This is a genomic window from Rhodococcus sp. NPDC055024, assembly GCF_053608585.1.
On record NZ_JBSGVT010000006.1, the window covers coordinates 16,153 to 34,594 of the forward strand.

Here is an 18,442-nt window from a genome sequence, read left to right on the forward strand (position 1 = left end):
CATGTCATTCGCTCTCACCCCTACCTACGAAGACAACCCAAGGCTTCAATCGCTCGTCGAGCGTCTACGCGACTATCTCGACGGCGAACTCGCCGAGTACGAAGCCGAATTGGGTCTCACTCAAGAATCCCACTACATCCGTGAGACGCTCGAGCCAGTGTGGAGACGCAGCCGCGAACTCGGCTTCTACGGGATCCACCTCCCAACTGAACTCGGCGGCCAGAACCTCACCTTTACGGAACTCGCCGCGCTCAAAGAAGAGGTCGGCGCATCGCCGCGGGTCCTCGCGACGTCCGTACTCGGAGACATGGGCGGTCCACTCCGCGCGGGGTCGATCTTTCAGTACGCCACCGAATACCAGTTGGAAAAGTACTTGATTCCGGTACTGCGCGGCGAGAAGGCGTGCTGCTTCTCCCTCACCGAGAACGATGCAGGTTCAGACGTTCGCGGCATGCTCACCACAGCAACCCCGGACGGTGCCGGATGGCGCCTGAACGGCCACAAGGTCTTCTCGTCCGCGGGTCCCTTCGCCGACTTTTCGGTCCTGATCGCAAAGATGGCATCCGACGGCGACGGCCCGGATTCGTACTCTGCCTTTCTGGTCGACCTGGATTCTCCCGGCTGCACAGTGGCGGACGGTGACGTCCCGATGTCCGGTCAGCACATCGAAGCGGACATCATCCTCGACGACTGCTACGTGGGGCCGGAACAGCTTCTCGGAAATGTGGGCGAAGGCTTGCGAATCGGACTCGGCCGAGTCACGGTCAACCGGTTGTTGCATTGCCCCACCGTCCTCGGCGGAGCCCGCCGAGCGCTGGAACTGTCGGTGGAGTACAGCAAGACTCGCCAGGTGCAGGGCGCTCCTCTTGCGATGCTGCAGTCCGTTCAACACAAACTCGCCGACATGGCGACGGACTACTACGCCGCGCGCTCGATGACCTACGACGCACTCGACGCGCTCGACGCCGGTCGAAGTCCTCGAATCGAAGCATTCATGTGCAAACTGTTCGTTGCCGAGAAGGCCTTCACCATCGCCGACCACGCAGTTCAGATTCACGGAAAGGCCGGGGTCATCCGTGGTTCGGAGATCGAATCACTGTTCCAGAGGTTGCGGATGTTCCGAATCCTCACCGGGTCATCCGAGATTCAGAAGAATGGCATCGCGCGCCAATTACTCACCACCTGAACATCATTGATCCAAATGCGTATCCACTCCGTGCCCGCCCGGTCGTCTCGCGCTCGATGTGGCGGCCGGACGGGCACTCGACGCTTCAGAGGCAATCCCTGTGATCGAGAACGAACCGGACTACAGATTCAGCCTTGCCAACGAGCGAACTTTTCTGGCGTGGATTCGAACGGCGTTGGGGTTGTTGGCCGGCGGCGTCGCAGTCGGCCAATTCTACGGGTCTGAGAATGACAACAGCCTGAACAAACTTCTCGGAATCGTGTGCACCGTCGTGGCGTCAGCGATAGCGCTCGGCGCGCTCAGACATTGGAAAGCAGTCCAAACCGCAATGCGGCGTGATCAACCCCTCCCCAAGTCACCGATGGTCACGCTTGTCGTCGGCGGGGTGTGCCTGGTCGCCGGCCTGTGTATAGGGATGACGGTGTTTTGACGGATAACGAGGTTGTGGCGGCGAACGAGCCGCCCGGATTGCAACCAGAGCGAACGGTGCTCGCCTGGCGACGCACCGCACTTTCCGCCTTGTCGGTGTCAGTGATTTCGGGCCGCGAAATCGTCCTGCACCCGTCAGTCCTATCCGTCGCAGTGTTCGTCACACTGCTCACCACGGCAGTCGGCATCACAGTGGGCACACGGGTGCGACATCGTCGATTCATTCTGAACCCCAGGGATTCTCGAGAAATGCCACTCGCCATCATGGCAACCCTGGCGGCCGGCATCGCGACTGCCGGACTCGGCTCCAGCCTTGTTGTCCAACTTTGAACCATAGATAGACAGAGTGTTTATTTATGTATATTCTCTCCACTAATGCTCGCTGTGACTCAGTGCACAGTCGACCGCCGCGCGCAGCTACACCGCGCCACGAAATCATCGGCGTATTTCGAGAGGGAACCCATGACCACAGAAGTTGCGTCACCTACCCAGTTTCAACGCGGTCGCCGGGGAAAGAATCTCGCACTGCTGACCGGTTCGACGGCAATGGACAACGCCGAAAGCAGCGTGACGTCCGTGCTCTTCCCTCTCATGCGCGAGGCCATGGGATTGTCATCGGCGGCGCTCGGCACGATCGTTGCAGTGGCCAAGGCCGTCGGGGTCTTCACGGCAATCCCCTGGGCGTTCTTGGCCCGACGATATTCTCGTAAGTCGGTACTTGCCATCTGTTCAGGGTTCTGGGGTGTCTGGGTAATCCTGGCCGGATTGTCCGGCAGCTTCACTCAGTTTCTCGTCCTCTATGCGATCGGCGCCGCAGGTTTCGCCGGCGCCGGCTCGATTGCATTGTCCATCCTCGGAGATCTGTACGAGGACGCCCGGAGGGGCCGCGCAACGGGATTGGTATATGGCGGCGTCGCCGTCATCACCGGCGCGACCGCCCCGATATTCGGGCTTTTGTCGCGCTTCGACGATGGATGGCGCTACGGATACATAATCACCGGTGCAATCTGCATCGCCATCGGTGTGCTGATCGTGCTTTTCCTCGACGATCCTGAATCCGCCGACGCACATGCACAGACGACCGCCGACGATCTCGGTGCCAAAGCAAGATTCTGGCGTGAAGGGATACGAGAGCTACTCGCTGTCAAGACATTCCGATACATACTCGTACAACGCGTATTCTCCGGTCAGAACGTCATCATGAGCTTCAGCATCGTATTTCTCGTCGAGGAGCACGGATTCACGACCGCAACTGCTTCGATCATCGCACCGCCCTTCGCAATCGGGTACCTGCTCGGCACGTTCGTCGGCGGACGAGTCAACGACGCCGTACACGTCAAACGACCCCGAAGCGGCCGCATCATCATGCTGCAGGCCAGCCAACTCGGATTCGCGGCCGCGGCACTGATCGCTACGCAGATTTCCTGGAACAGCATCGGCGTCTACGCGGTCTTGTTCGGGATCGTCGGCGTACTTCAAGGTCAGGTTCCAGTGGTCAATCGGCCGATCATCATGGCTGTAGTCCGTCCGGAACTGCGAGCCCTGGCCTTTGCGGTTTCCGTCTCGACAGTCGAAGCGCTGGCATACGCCGGATATGCTGTCTTGGTCGGAACCCTCGGCGACAGAATCGGATTGCAAGGCGCACTCTTCATCGTCACCGTAGTGCTGACCACCGTCAACGGGGTCGCGTCAGGCGCACTGTATCGCCCGTACGCCCGCGACAGCGCAGCCCTACTCGCCAAGCCATCCGCCAACGCCCTACATGAACAGAATGCGCTTCGGCACTAGGCAATTCACATCATCAACTGCGAACTCGGCAATCAAGACGGAAGAAGACCTCAGATGACACGAAACATCGCAACGGATGACATTCCCTGGGCGCGCGGATTCACCGACCCGGCCGACGTGCGCCAACAAGCCACAACCATACGAGAGATGGTTGCGACCCGCCGTGTGTGGCGCGGCGACGGACCGAAATGGACCCTCCCGACCGACGAAACGGATCTATCCGGTGTCACGTTGAACCTTCCGGATCAGCCGAAGCAGACAGTGTCCGAGTTCCTCGCGGGTGCGCACACCGACGGTATCGCCGTGCTGCATCGAGGACGCATCGTGTACGAAAGCTACTTGCACGGTTGCAAACCGCACGAACCGCACCTCAATGCATCGATGGCGAAATCCTACGTCGGTTTGATGGCTGCACTGGTCGAAGCACAAGGATTGTTCGACCGCCAGGATCGGGCATCGAAGTTCATCCCCGAGTTGGCCGGAACTGCGTTCGGAGACAATCGGATTCAGGACCTTCTACACATGGGCACTGATGTAGCGTACGGCGGTCGGCCGTTCTATCGCACCATCGAAGCCAGCCGTTTCTGGGCCGTAGTCGCCCCGAAGCTGCGCCCCGCGAATTACCGCGGCCCGGAGACCATTCTCGAGCACCTCGCCACAGCACGCACAGCGGGCCCGACTGGCGTCGAATTCCGCTACGAGAACGGCAATGTCGAGACTGTCGGAGAAATACTGCGCCGCGTGACCGGAACTTCACTCGCCGAACTACTCAGTGAACTGGTCTGGTCACGGATCGGGGCCGAAGAGGATGCGTTCTACATCGTGGACTCCGCCGGAACGGAGATGGCGGCAGGCGGATTCAGTGCGACCCTTCGAGACGTGGCCCGAGTGGGCGAGATGATCCGCTGTGACGGCGCCGTCGGGGACCGTCAGGTGATCCCGCCGAGTATTGCGCAATCTATGACCGCCGGTGTGCCCGCAGGCTATCCCTCGGAGGTCAGAAGCCCGCGTGCCGCTGTCGACTCGCCCGCCACCATGAGCTACCACGACTACTGGTGGATTCTCAATGATCCGTTCGGATCGTTCATGGCAAGCGGAATCCATGGTCAGAGACTCTTGATCTCGCGCGACCTGGAATTCGTAGTCGCGCATTTCGGAGCCCACATTCTTTCCCCCGCGATCGGCACTCCGGACTTCGTACCTGCGTTCCTTCAGATCGGCACTCATTTGGTATCGAACGCTCGCGGAGTGGCCACCGCCGGCTGAGTTTCTCTTGCATTCAGCCTGCGGCAGATTCGAGCTCACTCAAGGATTCCTCGAGGTGCCCGAGGAGGCGCTGTAGGTGAGGGACGTTGCGACGGCAACCGACCAGCCCGAACTGCATGGTGTCCGCGTAGCCGATGACGGTGATGTTCATTGCCTGCCCGTCCAACGGAATCGACGCCGGATAGCAGCTTTCGAGCTTCGCGCCGTTCCAGTATCGCGTCGTCGTCGGACCTGGGACGTTGGAAATCACCAGATTGAAAACCGGACGACCAGTGATCAGGCGCGAGGAACCAGGGATCAGCGGTAATCCGAGACCCGCGACGTTCAATGCGCTGAGCGCCGTGATCTGCAGGGGCGTCAGTCCCGACATCAGAGACTTGGCGCTACTCATCGAGTCGTGAACTCTCTGAAGTCGGGCCGCCGGATCCGCCAATTCGGTTGCCAGATCACACAACACCGCACCCACGGCGTTACCGGAAGCCTCACCTGTTTCGCCTTTACGAAGAGATACCGGCACCATCGCGATCAACGGTTTGTCCGGCAACTCGTCCAGTTCGATCAGGTATCGCCGCAGCGCGCCCGCGCACATTGCCAACACCGCATCGTTGAGTGTCACGTCTGCAACGCAGCTGACCTTGCGCAGGCGCTCGATCGGCCACGACTGCGCGGCGACTCGCCTCGCTCCGGTGATCGGGACGTTGAAGATCGATTTCGGAGCAGCGAACGGCAATGGCGCGACGTGGTCCTTCGCTGCCGAGGCAGTGGCGTTCACTATCGCAGGGCCCACCCCGACCACATCTTGCACGGTGTCGATCACCGAGCCCACCCGCCTTTGCAGGTCCAGCCCGCGACTGGCTCGGACCCGCCCCGAGGAAGGTCGCTGCGCCCACGGCGGCATCGATTCTCGATCGAGCGGATCCGACGATAGGCTGCGGTACCACGCCTGAACAGCAGACACACCATCCATGAGCGCATGGTGCGTCTTCATGTACACAGCAACTCGGCCGTCGGCGAGGCCTTCGATGACGTACGCCTCCCATAGTGGCCGATGCCGATCGAGCAGCGTGCCGTGCAGCATCGAGGTCAGTTCCAACAACTCGCGGACTCGACCCGGCCTGGGCAGCGCAAGCAACCGGACGTGATATTCGAGATCGACGTCCTCGTCCTCCGTCCAACGCACCGGCGCGAAGTTCGACAGGAACTGCACCGGCTTGCGGCGAAAGAGGGGGCGAATCGAGTCGACTTCGGTGAGCGAACGGTAGAGCGATCTGGCGAATTCGCCGTCGTCCCCTTCCGGCGGAACGAAAAGCGACAGTCCACCGACGTGCATGGGGTGCTCCCGTGACTCCATCAGCAGGAACATCGAGTCGAGCGGCAGCATCAGCGTCATGGCGATCCGTTCTCTCGGGCGGCTGTCCGGAGCACCGGTCAACCGCTGTTCGACAAAGTTACTCGCCCTGACTCCCCGCATTGGGGACTCCGACAAAACATTGATCCCTCGATTTCGGCGGGAGTCCGATGTTCCGCTCGACGAACGCCATTTCGGCCGAAGCACTTCACGGCGATTCTCGTGTGGAGGATGAGACACAGAGCACTGCAACGAATTTCAATGCTCACGGCCACAAGTAGTAGCGGAGCCGATCGCATTAATACTTTTGTCGGAATTGTTGCGGATTGTCTGTACATCCAAGTCACACGTGACTACCGTCACTCATCATCACAATCCGACTGGTCGCGATGTCGCGAATCACGAGGTTGCATCCTAAAGGAGAATTACATGTCCCGACGTTCAACGTCGCGCGGGCCTTTCGGCGCGCTCGCCACCGCAACTGTGCTTGCCACCGTCACTGCGATGGGAGCCTTGTCAGCAGGTATTGCAGGCGCCGCCCCAACTACGGAGACTCCCTTCGGCGGTTGGGATTCATGTCCGATCGACAACCCCGAGACCAGCACCTGCATGGACGTCACAGTCACCGGCGGAAACATGAAGATCGGCAAGCTCTCCGTCAGTATCCCCGCCGGGGCGATGCGCATCGCCGGCGGAGTTGCCTACCGGGAGAATCCGGAGGCTGAATTCGGATTCGACCAAGTATTCATCCCGCCGAACGACAACAGTCGGGGGATCTACGCCAAGCCCATCGAGATCCCCGGCGGCGCACTCGGAATCGACCTACCATTCAACAATCTCTTCGGACTGAACAAGGCCTCGGCCACCGTCGAGTCGACTTCCGCACTCCCCACCGTGGATGCATTTCAGCTTGGTGTGAAGTTACCCGTCAAACTGAAGATCGCGAACCCCCTACTCGGCGGCAAGTGCTACCTGGGCTCGGACAGCAACCCCGTCCAGCTCAACCTGGATGTGACCGAATACGGTGTCCTCGAGGAAGTTCCAGGTTTCCCGGACACCGCGGTCGTTCGAAACACCGGACACACCGGACAGCCCTTCGCGGTCCCGACGGCTTCGGGATGTGGCCCGTTCGGCGTGCTGAATCCCATCGTCAACTGGCGTGCCGGGCTTCCCTCGTCCACCACCTCCAACTCCCTGACCACAACGAGTGACGTCTACAACATCGGTGCCGACAGCCTCAGGCCTCAGCCGGCCGGCTCACCCGAGCCCGCCGCCGTCATCGCCGAACGTAGTGCCAACTAGGAAGTACGACTTCATTCATCTCCTACTTCGGTGGCGTCGAGTAACGCACCGAGGGCGCGGTGAAGTTCGGCAAGCTCACGTCCGCCGGTTTTTGTCAGTACGCGAGTATTTTCCGCGTCCAATTCGCGGACAATGTCTTTGGCGAGCACGATAACCCGTTTTCCCTCGTCGCTGAGATCGAGGCAAACGGCGCGAGCATCGCGACTGTCACGTTCGCTGACAACAAATCCGCCCTTCTCCAAAGCTCGCACGAGCTTGGATATGTAGATTCGCTGTAACCCTGTCTGTGCGGCTAGTTCTCGCTGACTTGGCCTCTCCCCCTCACTTACGAGACCGTGGAGTGACGCAAGCACCGAATACTGGGCGTGAGTCAACCCGAGATGCGCGATCGCTCTGTCAACTCCCGCCCGCCAGCGAAGGGCAAGATGCCACACCAGCGACCCTGTAGTCCATGTTTCTCGATCTTGCATACATATAGAGTACATGGCTACTATCTCAATTAGAGTATATGGAAACTATTTGAGGAGTCGCAATGCCCACAATTTCCGCGCTCGACTCGACCATGGCTTACAGCTCGTGCGGCGAAGGCGCACCCTTCGTGCTGATCCACGGAAATCCCACATCTTCCTATGTGTGGCGAAACATACTGCCACACATAGGAAATACCGGCCGCGCACTTGCTCCCGACCTCATCGGAATGGGCGCGTCCGGCAAGCCCGCAATCGACTACGGTTTCCTCGATACCGCCCGCTACCTCGATGCCTGGTTCGACGCGATGGAGCTCGACGACGTCGTACTCGTCGGGCACGACTGGGGTGGAGCACTCGCACTCGACTGGGCTACCCGTCACCCCGATCGCGTCCGAGGTGTGGCACTCTTCGAAACGATCCTGCGTCCGATGACCTGGGACGAGCACTTCCCGGGAGACGCACGAGCACGGATCGAGGCGCTGAGAGCCCCCGGGACCGGCGAGACGAAGGTACTCGACGAGAACTTCTTCCTCGAAATCGCGCTTCACAGAACAGTTCTCGGCGGCCTGTCCGAAACAGACGTCGACGCCTATCGTGCCCCTTACCCCTCACGTGAGAGCCGCCGGCCCCTTCTCGCGTGGCCACGATCCTTCCCCATCGAAGGAAGTCCCGCTGAAGTGGATGCACGTGTGTCGGCGTACAGCGAATGGCTCGCGGAAAGCACCGAGGTACCCAAACTCCTTCTCACCTTCAGCGGCCCCGCCGAACTTCTCATGATCGGACCCGACGAAGTCGCGTGGAGCCGATCGAACATCGCGAACCTCGAGGTGACCGAGTGCGGTCCCGCAGGGCATCTCGCCCCCGAGGATCAGCCCTCGGCAATCGCCGCGGCAATCACCGAATGGACACAGCGGCAACACCGTTTCAGCAGAGAGTGACTCGACTCCGTCACCAAGCGCTCCGAGCGCCGTTTCGCCAACGCGTGCGGTGGCGACCCAGACCCCTGCTCCGAAATATGGGACCGACACCACCTCCGCCGGATTTGTCCGATATAACTAACGGGCGAGTACGCCGGTTGGGACGAGGTCGAGAACGAGGGGGCGTGGGTGGTAAGTGAGGACGGGCTGGGACAGACCTCGGAATCGGGGGCTCCACACAGAGTGGGCGGGTTTCTCTATCACCGCAGCGGCGACCGATGGGAGTGGTCGGACGAAGTTGCGCGGATTCACGGCTACGAACCCGGACAAGTAGACCCCACGACTGAATTGATGCTCTCGCACAAGCATCCTGACGACCGAAGACACGTTGCACAGACACTGCTCGCCATCCGCACTTCAGGCGGCCCGTTCAGTAGCCGGCACCGCATCATCGACACTGCCGGGGACACGCACTCGGTAATCGTCGTCGGAGACAGCGTCGTGACCGAGTCAGGTGAAGTGGTGGGGAGCTCCGGCTTCTACATCGACGTCACCGAAACCCTGGACAGCACAGTGAAAGCATCGGTCGACGTACTGGTCAACGAAATCACCGCTTCTCGCGCAGTGATCGAGCAAGCCAAAGGCATGCTCATGCTGATCTACGGAATTTCGGCCGACCGCGCCTTCGACATCCTCGTGTGGCGTTCTCAAGAGACCAACGTGAAACTGAGGGACGTTGCGGAGCAGTTGATAGTGCGAACGCTGGATGAATTCCGGGTACCGACACCATTGCGGACCCGATTCGATCACTTGCTGTTACAGGGTTGAACGACAACAGGGTTGAATGTCGACTGGGCTGAGGGATCTGTCCAAGGCGGTTCCCGTGGCTGGCTGCTCAACCTCGAGGAACCTCGCCCGCATTGATTCCGGGACGGTCCGATGCGGCCTATCCCCGTTGTTACCCAACACGGAGTAAAAGGAAACTACTTGTCGCCAGACTTCTTGTCGGAGGTCTCCTCGACCAGTTCAGGTGCTTGTTCGCGAGTTGCCATTCCGCCGTCGCCGCCCTTGTCGACGGGCCCTGGGTGCCCGCCCTTGGGCGACTGGTCGTTATTGTCCTTCTCGGTCATGCGGTCATCCCCGTCATCTGGTCGTGTCAGTCATACAGCGCGCGGCCTTGCAAGAACGTCAAGCCCACCGCCCTCTCAATCTAACGCTCTCAGCACTTCTCGCAACCCTCACCGATTTGTTTGCATTTCAGCACTTTCGGGCAGGTGACAGCGAACAGCATTTCCACGATGAGAGGTCGATCCCAGTGCGCGCAGTGACTTGGCAAGGCAAACGGAAAGTAAGCGTCGATACGGTTCCGGACCCCACGATCATCGAGCCCACCGACGCGATCATCAAGGTCACCACGACGAACATCTGCGGATCGGATCTGCATCTGTACGAGACTCTGGGTGCCTTCATGAATGCGGGCGACATTCTCGGTCACGAACCGATGGGCATCGTCGAAGAAGTCGGATCGGATGTCACGAATCTCGAGATAGGCGATCGCGTCGTGATCCCGTTCCAGATCTCGTGCGGCAATTGCTTCATGTGCGATTCGAGTCTCTATACCCAGTGCGAAACGACTCAGGTCCGCGATCAGGGAACGGGCGCCGCGTTGTTCGGCTTCTCCGAGCTGTACGGATCGGTGCCAGGTGGTCAGGCTGAATACCTACGAGTCCCGCAGGCACACTTCACACACATCAAAGTTCCCGAAGGTCCGGCGGATTCACGATTCGTCTATCTCTCCGACGTGCTTCCCACTGCCTGGCAGTCAGTCGAATACGCCGACATCCCGCCGGGTGGATCCGTGACAATCCTCGGCCTCGGACCGATCGGCGACATGGCTGCTCGCATCGCGCACCACAAGGGATTTCGGGTGATCGGCGTGGATCGTGTACCCGAACGCCTTGCGCGCGTTGCCGAACGCGGTATCGAGACCCTCAACCTGGACGACTACGGCAGCAAGATCGGCGATGCTGTCAGAGACGCGACAAACGGACGCGGAACCGATTCGGTGATCGACGCTGTCGGCATGGAAGCGCACGGGTCTCCGATCGGAAAGCTCGCGCAGCAGTTCGTCGGACTCCTTCCCGATGTTCTTGCCGCGCCGGCGATGCGCACCGCAGGGATCGATCGCCTCGGTGCCGTCTATTCGGCCATCGACATCGTTCGGCGCGGGGGAACCATTTCTCTGATCGGTGTCTACGGCGGAATGGTTGATCCACTGCCGCTGATGACCATGTTCGACAAGCAGATTCAGCTCAGGATGGGCCAGGCGAACGTCAAGAAGTGGGTAGACGACATCATGCCATTGCTCGCTGACGACGACCCACTCGGCGTCGACACTTTTTCCACTCATCAGCTCCCGCTCGATCAGGCGCCACACGCCTACGAGATCTTCCAGAAGAAGCAGGAAGGCGCGGTCAAGATCCAACTGAAACCGCACGGTTAATCCAACTCCGCAGTATTGTCGCCCGATATGCCGTATTTGGATCGCGTCGGAGAAGTATTTGTCCTCCACCTGGGTAATGAAGGCGAGCCGGATACGCCGAATCCGTTCAATCCCCGGTGGCTCGACGAGGTCGAGGGACTCCTCACCGAAGTCGAGAACTTCGACGGTCCGGGAGCGCTGGTCACGACAGCTGTGGGCAATTTCTATTCCACTGGGCTGGATACAGATTGGATTCTGCACAACGCCGATCAGGTCAACGGGTACATCGACCGCGTTCAAACCTTGTTCGCGCGACTGTTGACGTTTGCGATGCCCACCGTCGCCGCGATTCCGGGACATGCCTTCGGCGGTGGTGCCATTCTGGCCGCCGCGCACGATCACATCGTGATGCGTGAGGATCGCGGTTTCTTCTGCCTGCCAGGGATCACTATCGGCGCGAGTTACGCACCCGGAAGCATCGCCCTACTGGCATCACGTCTTCCGACACGCACAGTCCACGACGCGCTCGTAACAGGTAGGCGGTACGGCGGAATCGAGGCAATGTCAGCAGGATTCGTAGATCAAGTCGCGGCTGCGGACGATGCACTTTCGACAGCGGTCGACTACGCACGCACGTTGACTCGAACTCGTGGACGCACGCTCCATGAGATCAAGGAACTGCTGTATGCCGAGCCGTTGGCCCTCCTACGAACGCCAGTAGTCGGAATCGACAAGCAAGTGATACTGAAAGACAACTGACCGATACCACCCGCACTCGCTTCACACACGCTCGACAGAAAGAAACTGAAACCGAAATGGCTCGCGAACTTACCGTCTCCGACAGCGTCGTCGTCAACGCCGACGCGCTCTCCCTCTACGAGCTCATCAGCGATCCCACTCGTATGGGTGCCTGGAGTCCCGAAAACATAGGCGCAACCTTGCGAGGGGACCGCGAAAGCGCTTTCCTGGGCATGGAGTTCGACGGGCACAACAAGCGTGGGCGCGCGCAGTGGACCACGAGATGCACAGTCACCGCTGCCAACGCCGGGAAGCTCTTCGAATTCCGTGTCCACAAGATCGGCCTCGGCACTCCCCGGATCCCCGCCTCCATCGCAACCTGGCAGTATCGATTTTCACCGGTGCCCGACGGAACTCGCGTTACCGAAACGTGGACCGACGACAGACGCGGCTGGCCGGACTTCGCAGCCGACATGTTCGACAAAATTGCCACCGGAGGAAAAACATTTGCCGACTTTCAGCGCGGCAACATTCACAAGACGCTCCTGAACCTCAAGAACGCAGTTGAGCAGGAGGTCTCCGCCATCGAAGGTAATGCCGACTGACCAGCCGACACCCTTTGTGGCAGTTTCTGCCACTTTTGGTACAGTGTGGATATGGCAACAGCCCGCCGCACTGCACTGCTTCTCCGCGTCTCGCAGAGTTGTGCTGCCGCTTTCGTCGAACGCGGTGACACTTCGACAACCATCGCTGAACTCGCGGAGCGAGCAGAAATCTCCGAGCGCACGTTCTACCGCTGCTTCGCCACCAAAGAGGAGAGCATCTGGCCGATGCTCGACGACGGGAACCGGAGTCTCGCCGCTGCACTCGGTGAGCAGCCACGCGATTCCGGATTGGCGCCGGCTGTCCGAAACGCCTTCGTCGCCTCGGTCGGTGAGTCTTTCGAAGACATGACCCGATCCCTGATGCCGATCATCTTCGGCGATGCCGCACTCCGGAGAGTCTGGGAATCAGCGACTTTCGAGACGATGGAGCTCATTCGCCCCGAAGTGGCCCGGCTGATCGATCGACCGGAAACCTCGCTCGACACCACTGCGGCGGCGGGTCAATCGACCCTCGCTGTGGTCGCAGCACTGCGGGAAATGGCAGACCTCCGCACACCGGCACTCACGGCAATCAACCGCGCGCTCGACGCGTTTTCGACGTCGTATCTCGCGCATCCAACAGGTAAGGAACAATCATGACTCAAGATCTCTCCGGAAAAAGCGTTCTCGTCACCGGTGGCGCCCGCGGCCTCGGTGAAGCGTTTGCGCGCGGCATCGTCGCAGGCAACGGGCGCGTGGTCATCGGCGACATCCTCGACGACGACGGCCGAGCGGTAGCCGAATCTCTCGGCGAGGCAGCGCGTTACGTTCATCTCGACGTCACCGACCCGGAATCGTGGCAGTCCGCCGTCGAGTTCGCCGTGTCCGAGTTCGGCGCAATCAACGGCCTGGTCAACAACGCGGGAATCTCCGCTTCCGGCCAGACTGTCACCGACGAGCCCCTCGAAACATTCCAACGGATCATCCAGATCAATCTCGTGTCCGTACACACCGGAATCCACACGGTGGTCCCGTTCATGAGGGCCGCCGGTGGCGGATCCATCGTGAACATCTCCTCGGCCGCAGGTCTGATGGGCATGGCTCTGACCAGCGGTTACGGCGCAGCCAAATGGGGCGTGCGAGGACTGAGCAAGATTGCTGCCGTCGAACTCGGTCGCGACAAGATCCGGGTCAACTCGGTTCACCCCGGAATGGTCCTGACGCCCATGACTGCACCGACGGGCATCAGCCTCGAAGAAGGCGCATTCCCCAACAACCCGTATCGCCGCGTCGGTCGCCCGGAAGAGTTGGTCGGGGCGGTCACCTACCTTCTTTCCGACGATGCCTCGTACACAACGGGTTCCGAGATCGCCGTCGACGGTGGTTGGACTGCCGGACCGTCGATCGAATACATCGCCGGCCAGTAAGGTCGGTTCCGTTCCCGTCTGAACCTGCGCAGTCGGAGTACCCTCAGGTTGACACCAACATCTCCCTGATTGCATTCGGAGAAGGCAACTTTCGCAGTCGCTCTAGCGCCCGATGCAGGTCGAGTGACACCTCGTCGGCCGTACGGGCAAGCGATGTTGCAGTCGCCTTACTGTCGAGGCCGACGATCAACCGCAACACCAGGACATCGCGTTCGACAACCGGAAGCGCTGTTGAAGGTGGAAGCGGCCCACCGCTGAACCCGTCGGATGCCGCCCGAGCAATCGCGACGCTCGTTCGCGCGTACAGCAGGCGCAGGAATGGCTGATTCGACTCCGATTCGTCGCGAACTGCCGCGAGAACCGCGATGCACGCGGCATCCGCGGCGGAGTCGGAAACGGCCCGATCAAGCTCGGCGCGACACCGCAGCACAACCATCGGACGAAACGCCGCATACAAACTGGTCAGGGACTCACGGCTACCGCTCCGCGCCGCGGCGGCAAGCACCTCCAGCGAGCCTTCCTGCAACATGGGCTCACATTCTCTCTTTCTCGACGGGAAATTCGTTTCTGCAGTCCGCAGGATCAGCGGGAACCGAACAGTCCGGCGAAGGGGTTCACGGTCGGCGCGGGTGTCGAGGCGGTCTCTCACTGTCCCGAAGGGGCACTCACCAGTGAAGTCCTGCATCCTGGCCGTCCACTGGCATTAACCTGGCAAAGTCCTGGCAGAGGCGGTTTCAAACCGAACGCCTTGCACTGCAGAATGTTCCGACACTGCCGCGGGTGGTCCCGGCTTTAATCCAACCGTTCCGTTCCAGGCGGCGAGAGGACGTGCGGGCGTAAGGTCGAGAGAGTTCAGCTCAGTCGTCAAGAGCGGAAGGACACCCAGACAATGCGGAGCGATGGAGATACATGGGACATCGTCAGTAGCGTCGGACTCACCGCGCTGGCAGTGGCAACATTTCGCGCATTGGAGAGCACCCGTCCGGACGCGATCATCGAAGACAAGTTCGCATCATGGTTCGTAGAAGCGGCAGCCGAGCCACATTTCACAGCGCTTCTGAAAGATCCCGCGCTCCTCGACGACACACCCTTCGGCGGCTTCATGGGTTTGCGAACCAGATTCTTCGACGAATTCTTCTTGTCCTCAACAGAATCCGGAGTGAAACAAGCGGTAATCGTTGCGGCAGGATTGGATTCGCGTGCGTACCGACTGGAATGGGCGTCCGGATCGACAGTCTTCGAAGTAGATCAGCCAAAGGTGTTGGAGTTCAAAGCCGAAGTGCTCGCGGACCACGACGCCCAGCCGAAAACCGATCGACGCGCTGTGCCCACCGATTTGCGAAACGACTGGCCGACTGCACTCGAGGAAGCTGGCTTCGATCCGGCCAACCCCACCGCCTGGTCGGCGGAAGGCTTGCTCGCATATCTCCCCGGCCCGGCCCACGACGCCCTGTTCGAACGGATCGACGAACTCTCTGCCACCGGTAGTCGGTTGGCGGTGAACGACTTTCCTGCCGGCAGCGACCCGAGCAAGCTTGCGGCCATCAGATCCAAGTACTTCGCCAAGAATCCGTTCGGCGACCTGGACATTTCACAACTGTTCTACAGCGACAAACGATCCGATCCGGGCCAGTGGCTAACTGAACACAATTGGACCGTCCGACGCTTCAGTTCGGTCGAGTTGGCAGAACTGTACGATCGCCGGATCCCCGAACTCCCCGAAGAAATCGCAGCGCTGTCGGCGCAACCGTCATTCCTGGCCGCGACCAAGAACTAACTCTCGTGGTCCTCACGAAATCCCTTCGTGTGCAGCATTTCTCCCTTTTGTCCAGCTTCAACTTGCGTGTCACCACTACGAGTGGTTGACGGTACTCGAGGATGAACCGATTCAGTACCTCAGGCTGAGTATGTCTACACCTCAGACGGACGCGCGCTTACGAAGATGCTGATGAAATGAGCCCATGAAACTCGAACACACACGCAGGAAGGGTCGCCCGCTCACGTTGGTGGCACTTGCTTCCGCAGCGGTATTCGCCCTCGCCGCATGTACTTCCGGGACCGATTCTGCACAAACCCCCGAAAACAGCACAAAGGCCTCCACCACCGCAGCACCCACGACGGTCACGATCCCTGACAGCGCCGTCGGCAAGCAGATCACCTGGCTTCTCAGTGCGGTCAACACGAGCACGCCGTTGACCCGAGAAGGAATCGCCGAGCATTTCGGCCCCACCGCACCCGTTGTCCTGACGCCTCCGGACTTCGACTCCATCCGAGCCGGACAGCCCTGGACCACAGTGAAATACAAGGGAGGCGATACCGACGGCACAGTTTCCATCACCAGCACCACCGGCGGTGCGTTCGATATCAACGTCGTCGTCGACGGCAACGGGCTGATCCTGGGAATGGCGATCACACCGACCAAGGACGATCATGTGCCGGCCGCATCGTGGCAAGAGCTCGAGACAGCTGTCAAAGCGCTTCCCGCGCCGACCAATGTGACCGTCACCGAGGTCACCGGAGGAAAGAACGCCGAAGTCTTCAGTGTCGGCGACACCTCACCCCAGCCCACCGGGTCAACGATCAAGCTGTACGTTCTCGGCGCGGTCGCGACGGCTGTCAAGAACGGGACACTCTCCTGGGATGAGAAGCTCACCATCACCGACGACCTCAATTCGATGCCCGGTGGGACCCTGCAGGATCTGCCATCGGGAACTGAAGTCACGGTCCGGGAAACCGCCGGCAAGATGATCTCGATCAGCGACAACACCGCCACCGACATGTTGATCGCTGCTGTCGGGCGCGAGCAGGTCGAAGCCGAATTCGCGCCGATGGGCATGGCGGATCCTTCCCTCAACATCCCGCTCAAGCCGACCCGCGCACTGTTCCAACTCGGCTGGGGTGACGAAGGCGCACAACGTATCGCTTGGCGCGACGGAACTCCTGATGAGCGTCGAGCGATACTCGCGGCGCTGCCGGGTGGTCTGGTGGACATCCCGGCGTCAGCATTCACCACCCCCGCATGGCCTTTCGACATCGACTGGTTCGCCTCGCCCGCCGACCTGTGTGCCGCGTTGGTCTCGTTACAAGAGATGGCGAAGACCGAGAGCGGCGCACCTGTTCGAGACATACTCGCCGAGGATCCTGCGCTCAGCGACGAGTCTGCGAAATGGTTCACCTACGGCGGATTCAAGGGCGGCAGCTCCATCGGGGTCCTCGCGGGTGCCTATTACGTGGAACACGACGATCGTGCCTGGGTTGTCACCATGCAAACTCATGGTGACGAGGCTGCATCGGTTGCCGATCCGGCTCTGTACTTCGATCCGGTCGACGACGCGATGCTCTTGATCCAGAAGGATGCAACCAGCTAGAGCGCACTTCTCAGCTCGACCACATATCACCGAAAGGCCTGTCCCGACAAAGCGAATCGTTGGGGCAGGCCTTGTCATCCCTCAGGAAAGTACGACGCTCTCGAGTCTGTCAGCGATCGCTTTGCCGACGCCCCAGTCGAGTGCTGCGCACCCGACCGACTTGAACACCGTGCGACCGCGACGCTCCACGCCGGATTCCATTACCGCGCCCAATGATCGGAGGGCGGAGATGGGAAACCGCCGCTCGATTGCCGACCGGACTTCACCCGACCCCTCCAGACATCCGGCTACATCGTCGAGAACGGTGACCGTCGAAGCATCGATGAGCCCGGCAGGAAGTTCCGTCATCGACGGACGGAAAGATCCGACTGCATTGACGTGGACGCTTGCCGGGAGTGCCTCCAGGTCGAACAACGGTGACGTGGCGCCGGTCGCGCAACACACCACGTCAGCATTTCCGACGCATTCGTTTGCCGATCCTGCTACAGAGAACCGGAGTCCTGGATGCCTCACTTTTGCTTCGTCGACAAATCGTTGTGCATGCGCGAGAGTCCGGCTGTATACCGAGATCTCCTCGAATTCCCGCACTGCGCAGCAGGAATCAAGTTGTGTCGCGGCCTGGGCGCCGGAGCCGAGGATCGCCAGACGCCTGACCCTTTCCGGCGCCAGGACGTCCGTTGCCACGCCCGAAACCGCACCGGTTCGCAGCGCGGTGAACCGGTGGGCTTCCACGCTGAACCGCGGAAGTCCGGTGGCTCCGTCGTACCAGAGCACAGTGCCTTCGATGCGCCTGCTTCCGTCGATGTCGTAGATCGTCAACGTCTTGACAACGGCGTCTCTGGTGGTCCGATGCAGCGCAGACATCACGAGCAACTGGCCGTCCGCCACGACCGTTCGCGGCGGTTGTTCGAGCCTCCCCTCGTGAAGTTCGGTGATGGCACCGGCCACCGCTGCGACGGCGACCTCGACCGGAATCAGCGAGTCGAGCCAGGCGAGGTCGATGTGTGGAGCCGGTGGAGCCACTACATGATCTTCGATTTCCATCGTTTTTCGATTCCGTTTCTCGGGGTGTACTTCAGGGCTAGTTCACTGAAATTCCTTGACATCCAATCGGTAAGGTATTACACCTAATGCATC

At 60.4% G+C, this 18,442-nt stretch carries 20 protein-coding genes; 15 read left to right on the forward strand and 5 right to left on the reverse strand.

Annotated features, from left to right (window positions below; translation table 11 throughout):
- Position 1 precedes the first annotated feature (1 nt).
- From ACWF6P_RS14575 to ACWF6P_RS14595, 5 genes are all read left to right on the forward strand, one after another.
- Positions 2-1,186, forward strand: coding sequence for an acyl-CoA dehydrogenase family protein (locus ACWF6P_RS14575; RefSeq protein ID WP_452621452.1), 1,185 nt, complete (start codon positions 2-4; stop codon positions 1,184-1,186).
- Between the two features lie 100 nt (positions 1,187-1,286).
- Positions 1,287-1,616, forward strand: a complete 330-nt coding sequence (locus tag ACWF6P_RS14580; RefSeq protein WP_452621453.1) for a YidH family protein — start codon at positions 1,287-1,289, stop codon at positions 1,614-1,616.
- Entirely contained in the window at positions 1,613-1,945 is a 333-nt protein-coding gene (locus tag ACWF6P_RS14585; protein ID WP_452621454.1) for a DUF202 domain-containing protein, read from the forward strand. The genes ACWF6P_RS14580 and ACWF6P_RS14585 overlap by 4 nt, the downstream gene beginning before the upstream one ends.
- A 132-nt stretch (positions 1,946-2,077) precedes the next feature.
- Positions 2,078-3,403, forward strand: a complete 1,326-nt coding sequence (locus ACWF6P_RS14590; RefSeq protein ID WP_452621455.1) for an MFS transporter — start codon at positions 2,078-2,080, stop codon at positions 3,401-3,403.
- Positions 3,404-3,457: 54 nt separating this feature from the next.
- Positions 3,458-4,669, forward strand: coding sequence for a serine hydrolase domain-containing protein (locus tag ACWF6P_RS14595; RefSeq protein WP_452621456.1), 1,212 nt, complete (start codon positions 3,458-3,460; stop codon positions 4,667-4,669).
- Between the two features lie 13 nt (positions 4,670-4,682).
- Here ACWF6P_RS14595 and ACWF6P_RS14600 read toward each other — a convergent pair whose 3' ends face one another.
- Entirely contained in the window at positions 4,683-6,059 is a 1,377-nt protein-coding gene (locus tag ACWF6P_RS14600; RefSeq protein WP_452621623.1) for a WS/DGAT/MGAT family O-acyltransferase, read from the reverse strand.
- Positions 6,060-6,446: 387 nt separating this feature from the next.
- Here ACWF6P_RS14600 and ACWF6P_RS14605 point away from each other — a divergent pair, with 387 nt between their 5' ends.
- Positions 6,447-7,319 (forward strand): hypothetical protein, encoded by an 873-nt coding sequence (locus ACWF6P_RS14605; RefSeq protein WP_452621457.1) that lies wholly within the window; start codon positions 6,447-6,449, stop codon positions 7,317-7,319.
- Positions 7,320-7,330: 11 nt separating this feature from the next.
- Here the strand turns inward: ACWF6P_RS14605 and ACWF6P_RS14610 are convergent, their stop codons facing one another.
- Positions 7,331-7,804, reverse strand: a complete 474-nt coding sequence (locus tag ACWF6P_RS14610) for a MarR family winged helix-turn-helix transcriptional regulator (RefSeq protein ID WP_452621458.1) — start codon at positions 7,802-7,804, stop codon at positions 7,331-7,333.
- A 47-nt stretch (positions 7,805-7,851) separates the two neighbouring features.
- Here ACWF6P_RS14610 and ACWF6P_RS14615 point away from each other — a divergent pair, with 47 nt between their 5' ends.
- Both ACWF6P_RS14615 and ACWF6P_RS14620 read left to right on the forward strand, forming a co-directional pair.
- Positions 7,852-8,727 carry a haloalkane dehalogenase gene (locus ACWF6P_RS14615; RefSeq protein ID WP_452621459.1) on the forward strand — a complete coding sequence of 292 codons (876 nt, stop codon included), beginning with the start codon at positions 7,852-7,854 and terminating at the stop codon, positions 8,725-8,727.
- A gap of 168 nt (positions 8,728-8,895) precedes the next feature.
- Positions 8,896-9,534: a PAS and ANTAR domain-containing protein gene (locus ACWF6P_RS14620; RefSeq protein WP_452621460.1), complete on the forward strand. Its 639-nt coding sequence runs from the start codon at positions 8,896-8,898 to the stop codon at positions 9,532-9,534.
- A gap of 155 nt (positions 9,535-9,689) precedes the next feature.
- Here the strand turns inward: ACWF6P_RS14620 and ACWF6P_RS14625 are convergent, their stop codons facing one another.
- Positions 9,690-9,836 (reverse strand): hypothetical protein, encoded by a 147-nt coding sequence (locus ACWF6P_RS14625; protein ID WP_378547393.1) that lies wholly within the window; start codon positions 9,834-9,836, stop codon positions 9,690-9,692.
- A gap of 185 nt (positions 9,837-10,021) precedes the next feature.
- Here ACWF6P_RS14625 and ACWF6P_RS14630 point away from each other — a divergent pair, with 185 nt between their 5' ends.
- The 5 genes from ACWF6P_RS14630 to ACWF6P_RS14650 are packed head-to-tail and all read left to right on the forward strand — an operon-like array spanning position 10,022 to position 13,937.
- The gene (locus ACWF6P_RS14630) at positions 10,022-11,209 is read left to right on the forward strand and encodes a zinc-dependent alcohol dehydrogenase (protein ID WP_378547396.1); all 1,188 of its coding nucleotides are present in this window, start codon (positions 10,022-10,024) and stop codon (positions 11,207-11,209) included.
- 27 nt (positions 11,210-11,236) lie between these two features.
- Positions 11,237-11,947, forward strand: a complete 711-nt coding sequence (locus tag ACWF6P_RS14635; protein WP_452621461.1) for an enoyl-CoA hydratase/isomerase family protein — start codon at positions 11,237-11,239, stop codon at positions 11,945-11,947.
- A gap of 56 nt (positions 11,948-12,003) precedes the next feature.
- Entirely contained in the window at positions 12,004-12,531 is a 528-nt protein-coding gene (locus tag ACWF6P_RS14640) for an SRPBCC family protein (protein WP_452621462.1), read from the forward strand.
- A gap of 51 nt (positions 12,532-12,582) precedes the next feature.
- The gene (locus ACWF6P_RS14645) at positions 12,583-13,170 is read left to right on the forward strand and encodes a TetR/AcrR family transcriptional regulator (protein WP_452621463.1); all 588 of its coding nucleotides are present in this window, start codon (positions 12,583-12,585) and stop codon (positions 13,168-13,170) included.
- Positions 13,167-13,937: a glucose 1-dehydrogenase gene (locus ACWF6P_RS14650; protein WP_452621464.1), complete on the forward strand. Its 771-nt coding sequence runs from the start codon at positions 13,167-13,169 to the stop codon at positions 13,935-13,937. Before ACWF6P_RS14645 ends, ACWF6P_RS14650 begins: the two co-directional genes overlap by 4 nt.
- A 43-nt stretch (positions 13,938-13,980) precedes the next feature.
- Here the strand turns inward: ACWF6P_RS14650 and ACWF6P_RS14655 are convergent, their stop codons facing one another.
- A complete protein-coding gene (locus tag ACWF6P_RS14655) occupies positions 13,981-14,466 on the reverse strand; it encodes an RNA polymerase subunit sigma (protein WP_452621465.1) in 486 nt (161 codons plus the stop codon).
- A gap of 360 nt (positions 14,467-14,826) precedes the next feature.
- Between ACWF6P_RS14655 and ACWF6P_RS14660 the strand changes: the two genes are divergently transcribed.
- Positions 14,827-15,714 carry a class I SAM-dependent methyltransferase gene (locus ACWF6P_RS14660; RefSeq protein ID WP_452621466.1) on the forward strand — a complete coding sequence of 296 codons (888 nt, stop codon included), beginning with the start codon at positions 14,827-14,829 and terminating at the stop codon, positions 15,712-15,714.
- Between the two features lie 184 nt (positions 15,715-15,898).
- Positions 15,899-17,305: a serine hydrolase gene (locus ACWF6P_RS14665; RefSeq protein ID WP_452621467.1), complete on the forward strand. Its 1,407-nt coding sequence runs from the start codon at positions 15,899-15,901 to the stop codon at positions 17,303-17,305.
- 81 nt (positions 17,306-17,386) lie between these two features.
- On the opposite strand, the gene ACWF6P_RS14670 is transcribed toward ACWF6P_RS14665, so the two are convergent.
- Positions 17,387-18,349, reverse strand: coding sequence for an ornithine cyclodeaminase family protein (locus tag ACWF6P_RS14670; RefSeq protein WP_452621468.1), 963 nt, complete (start codon positions 18,347-18,349; stop codon positions 17,387-17,389).
- Positions 18,350-18,442: the final 93 nt, after the last annotated feature.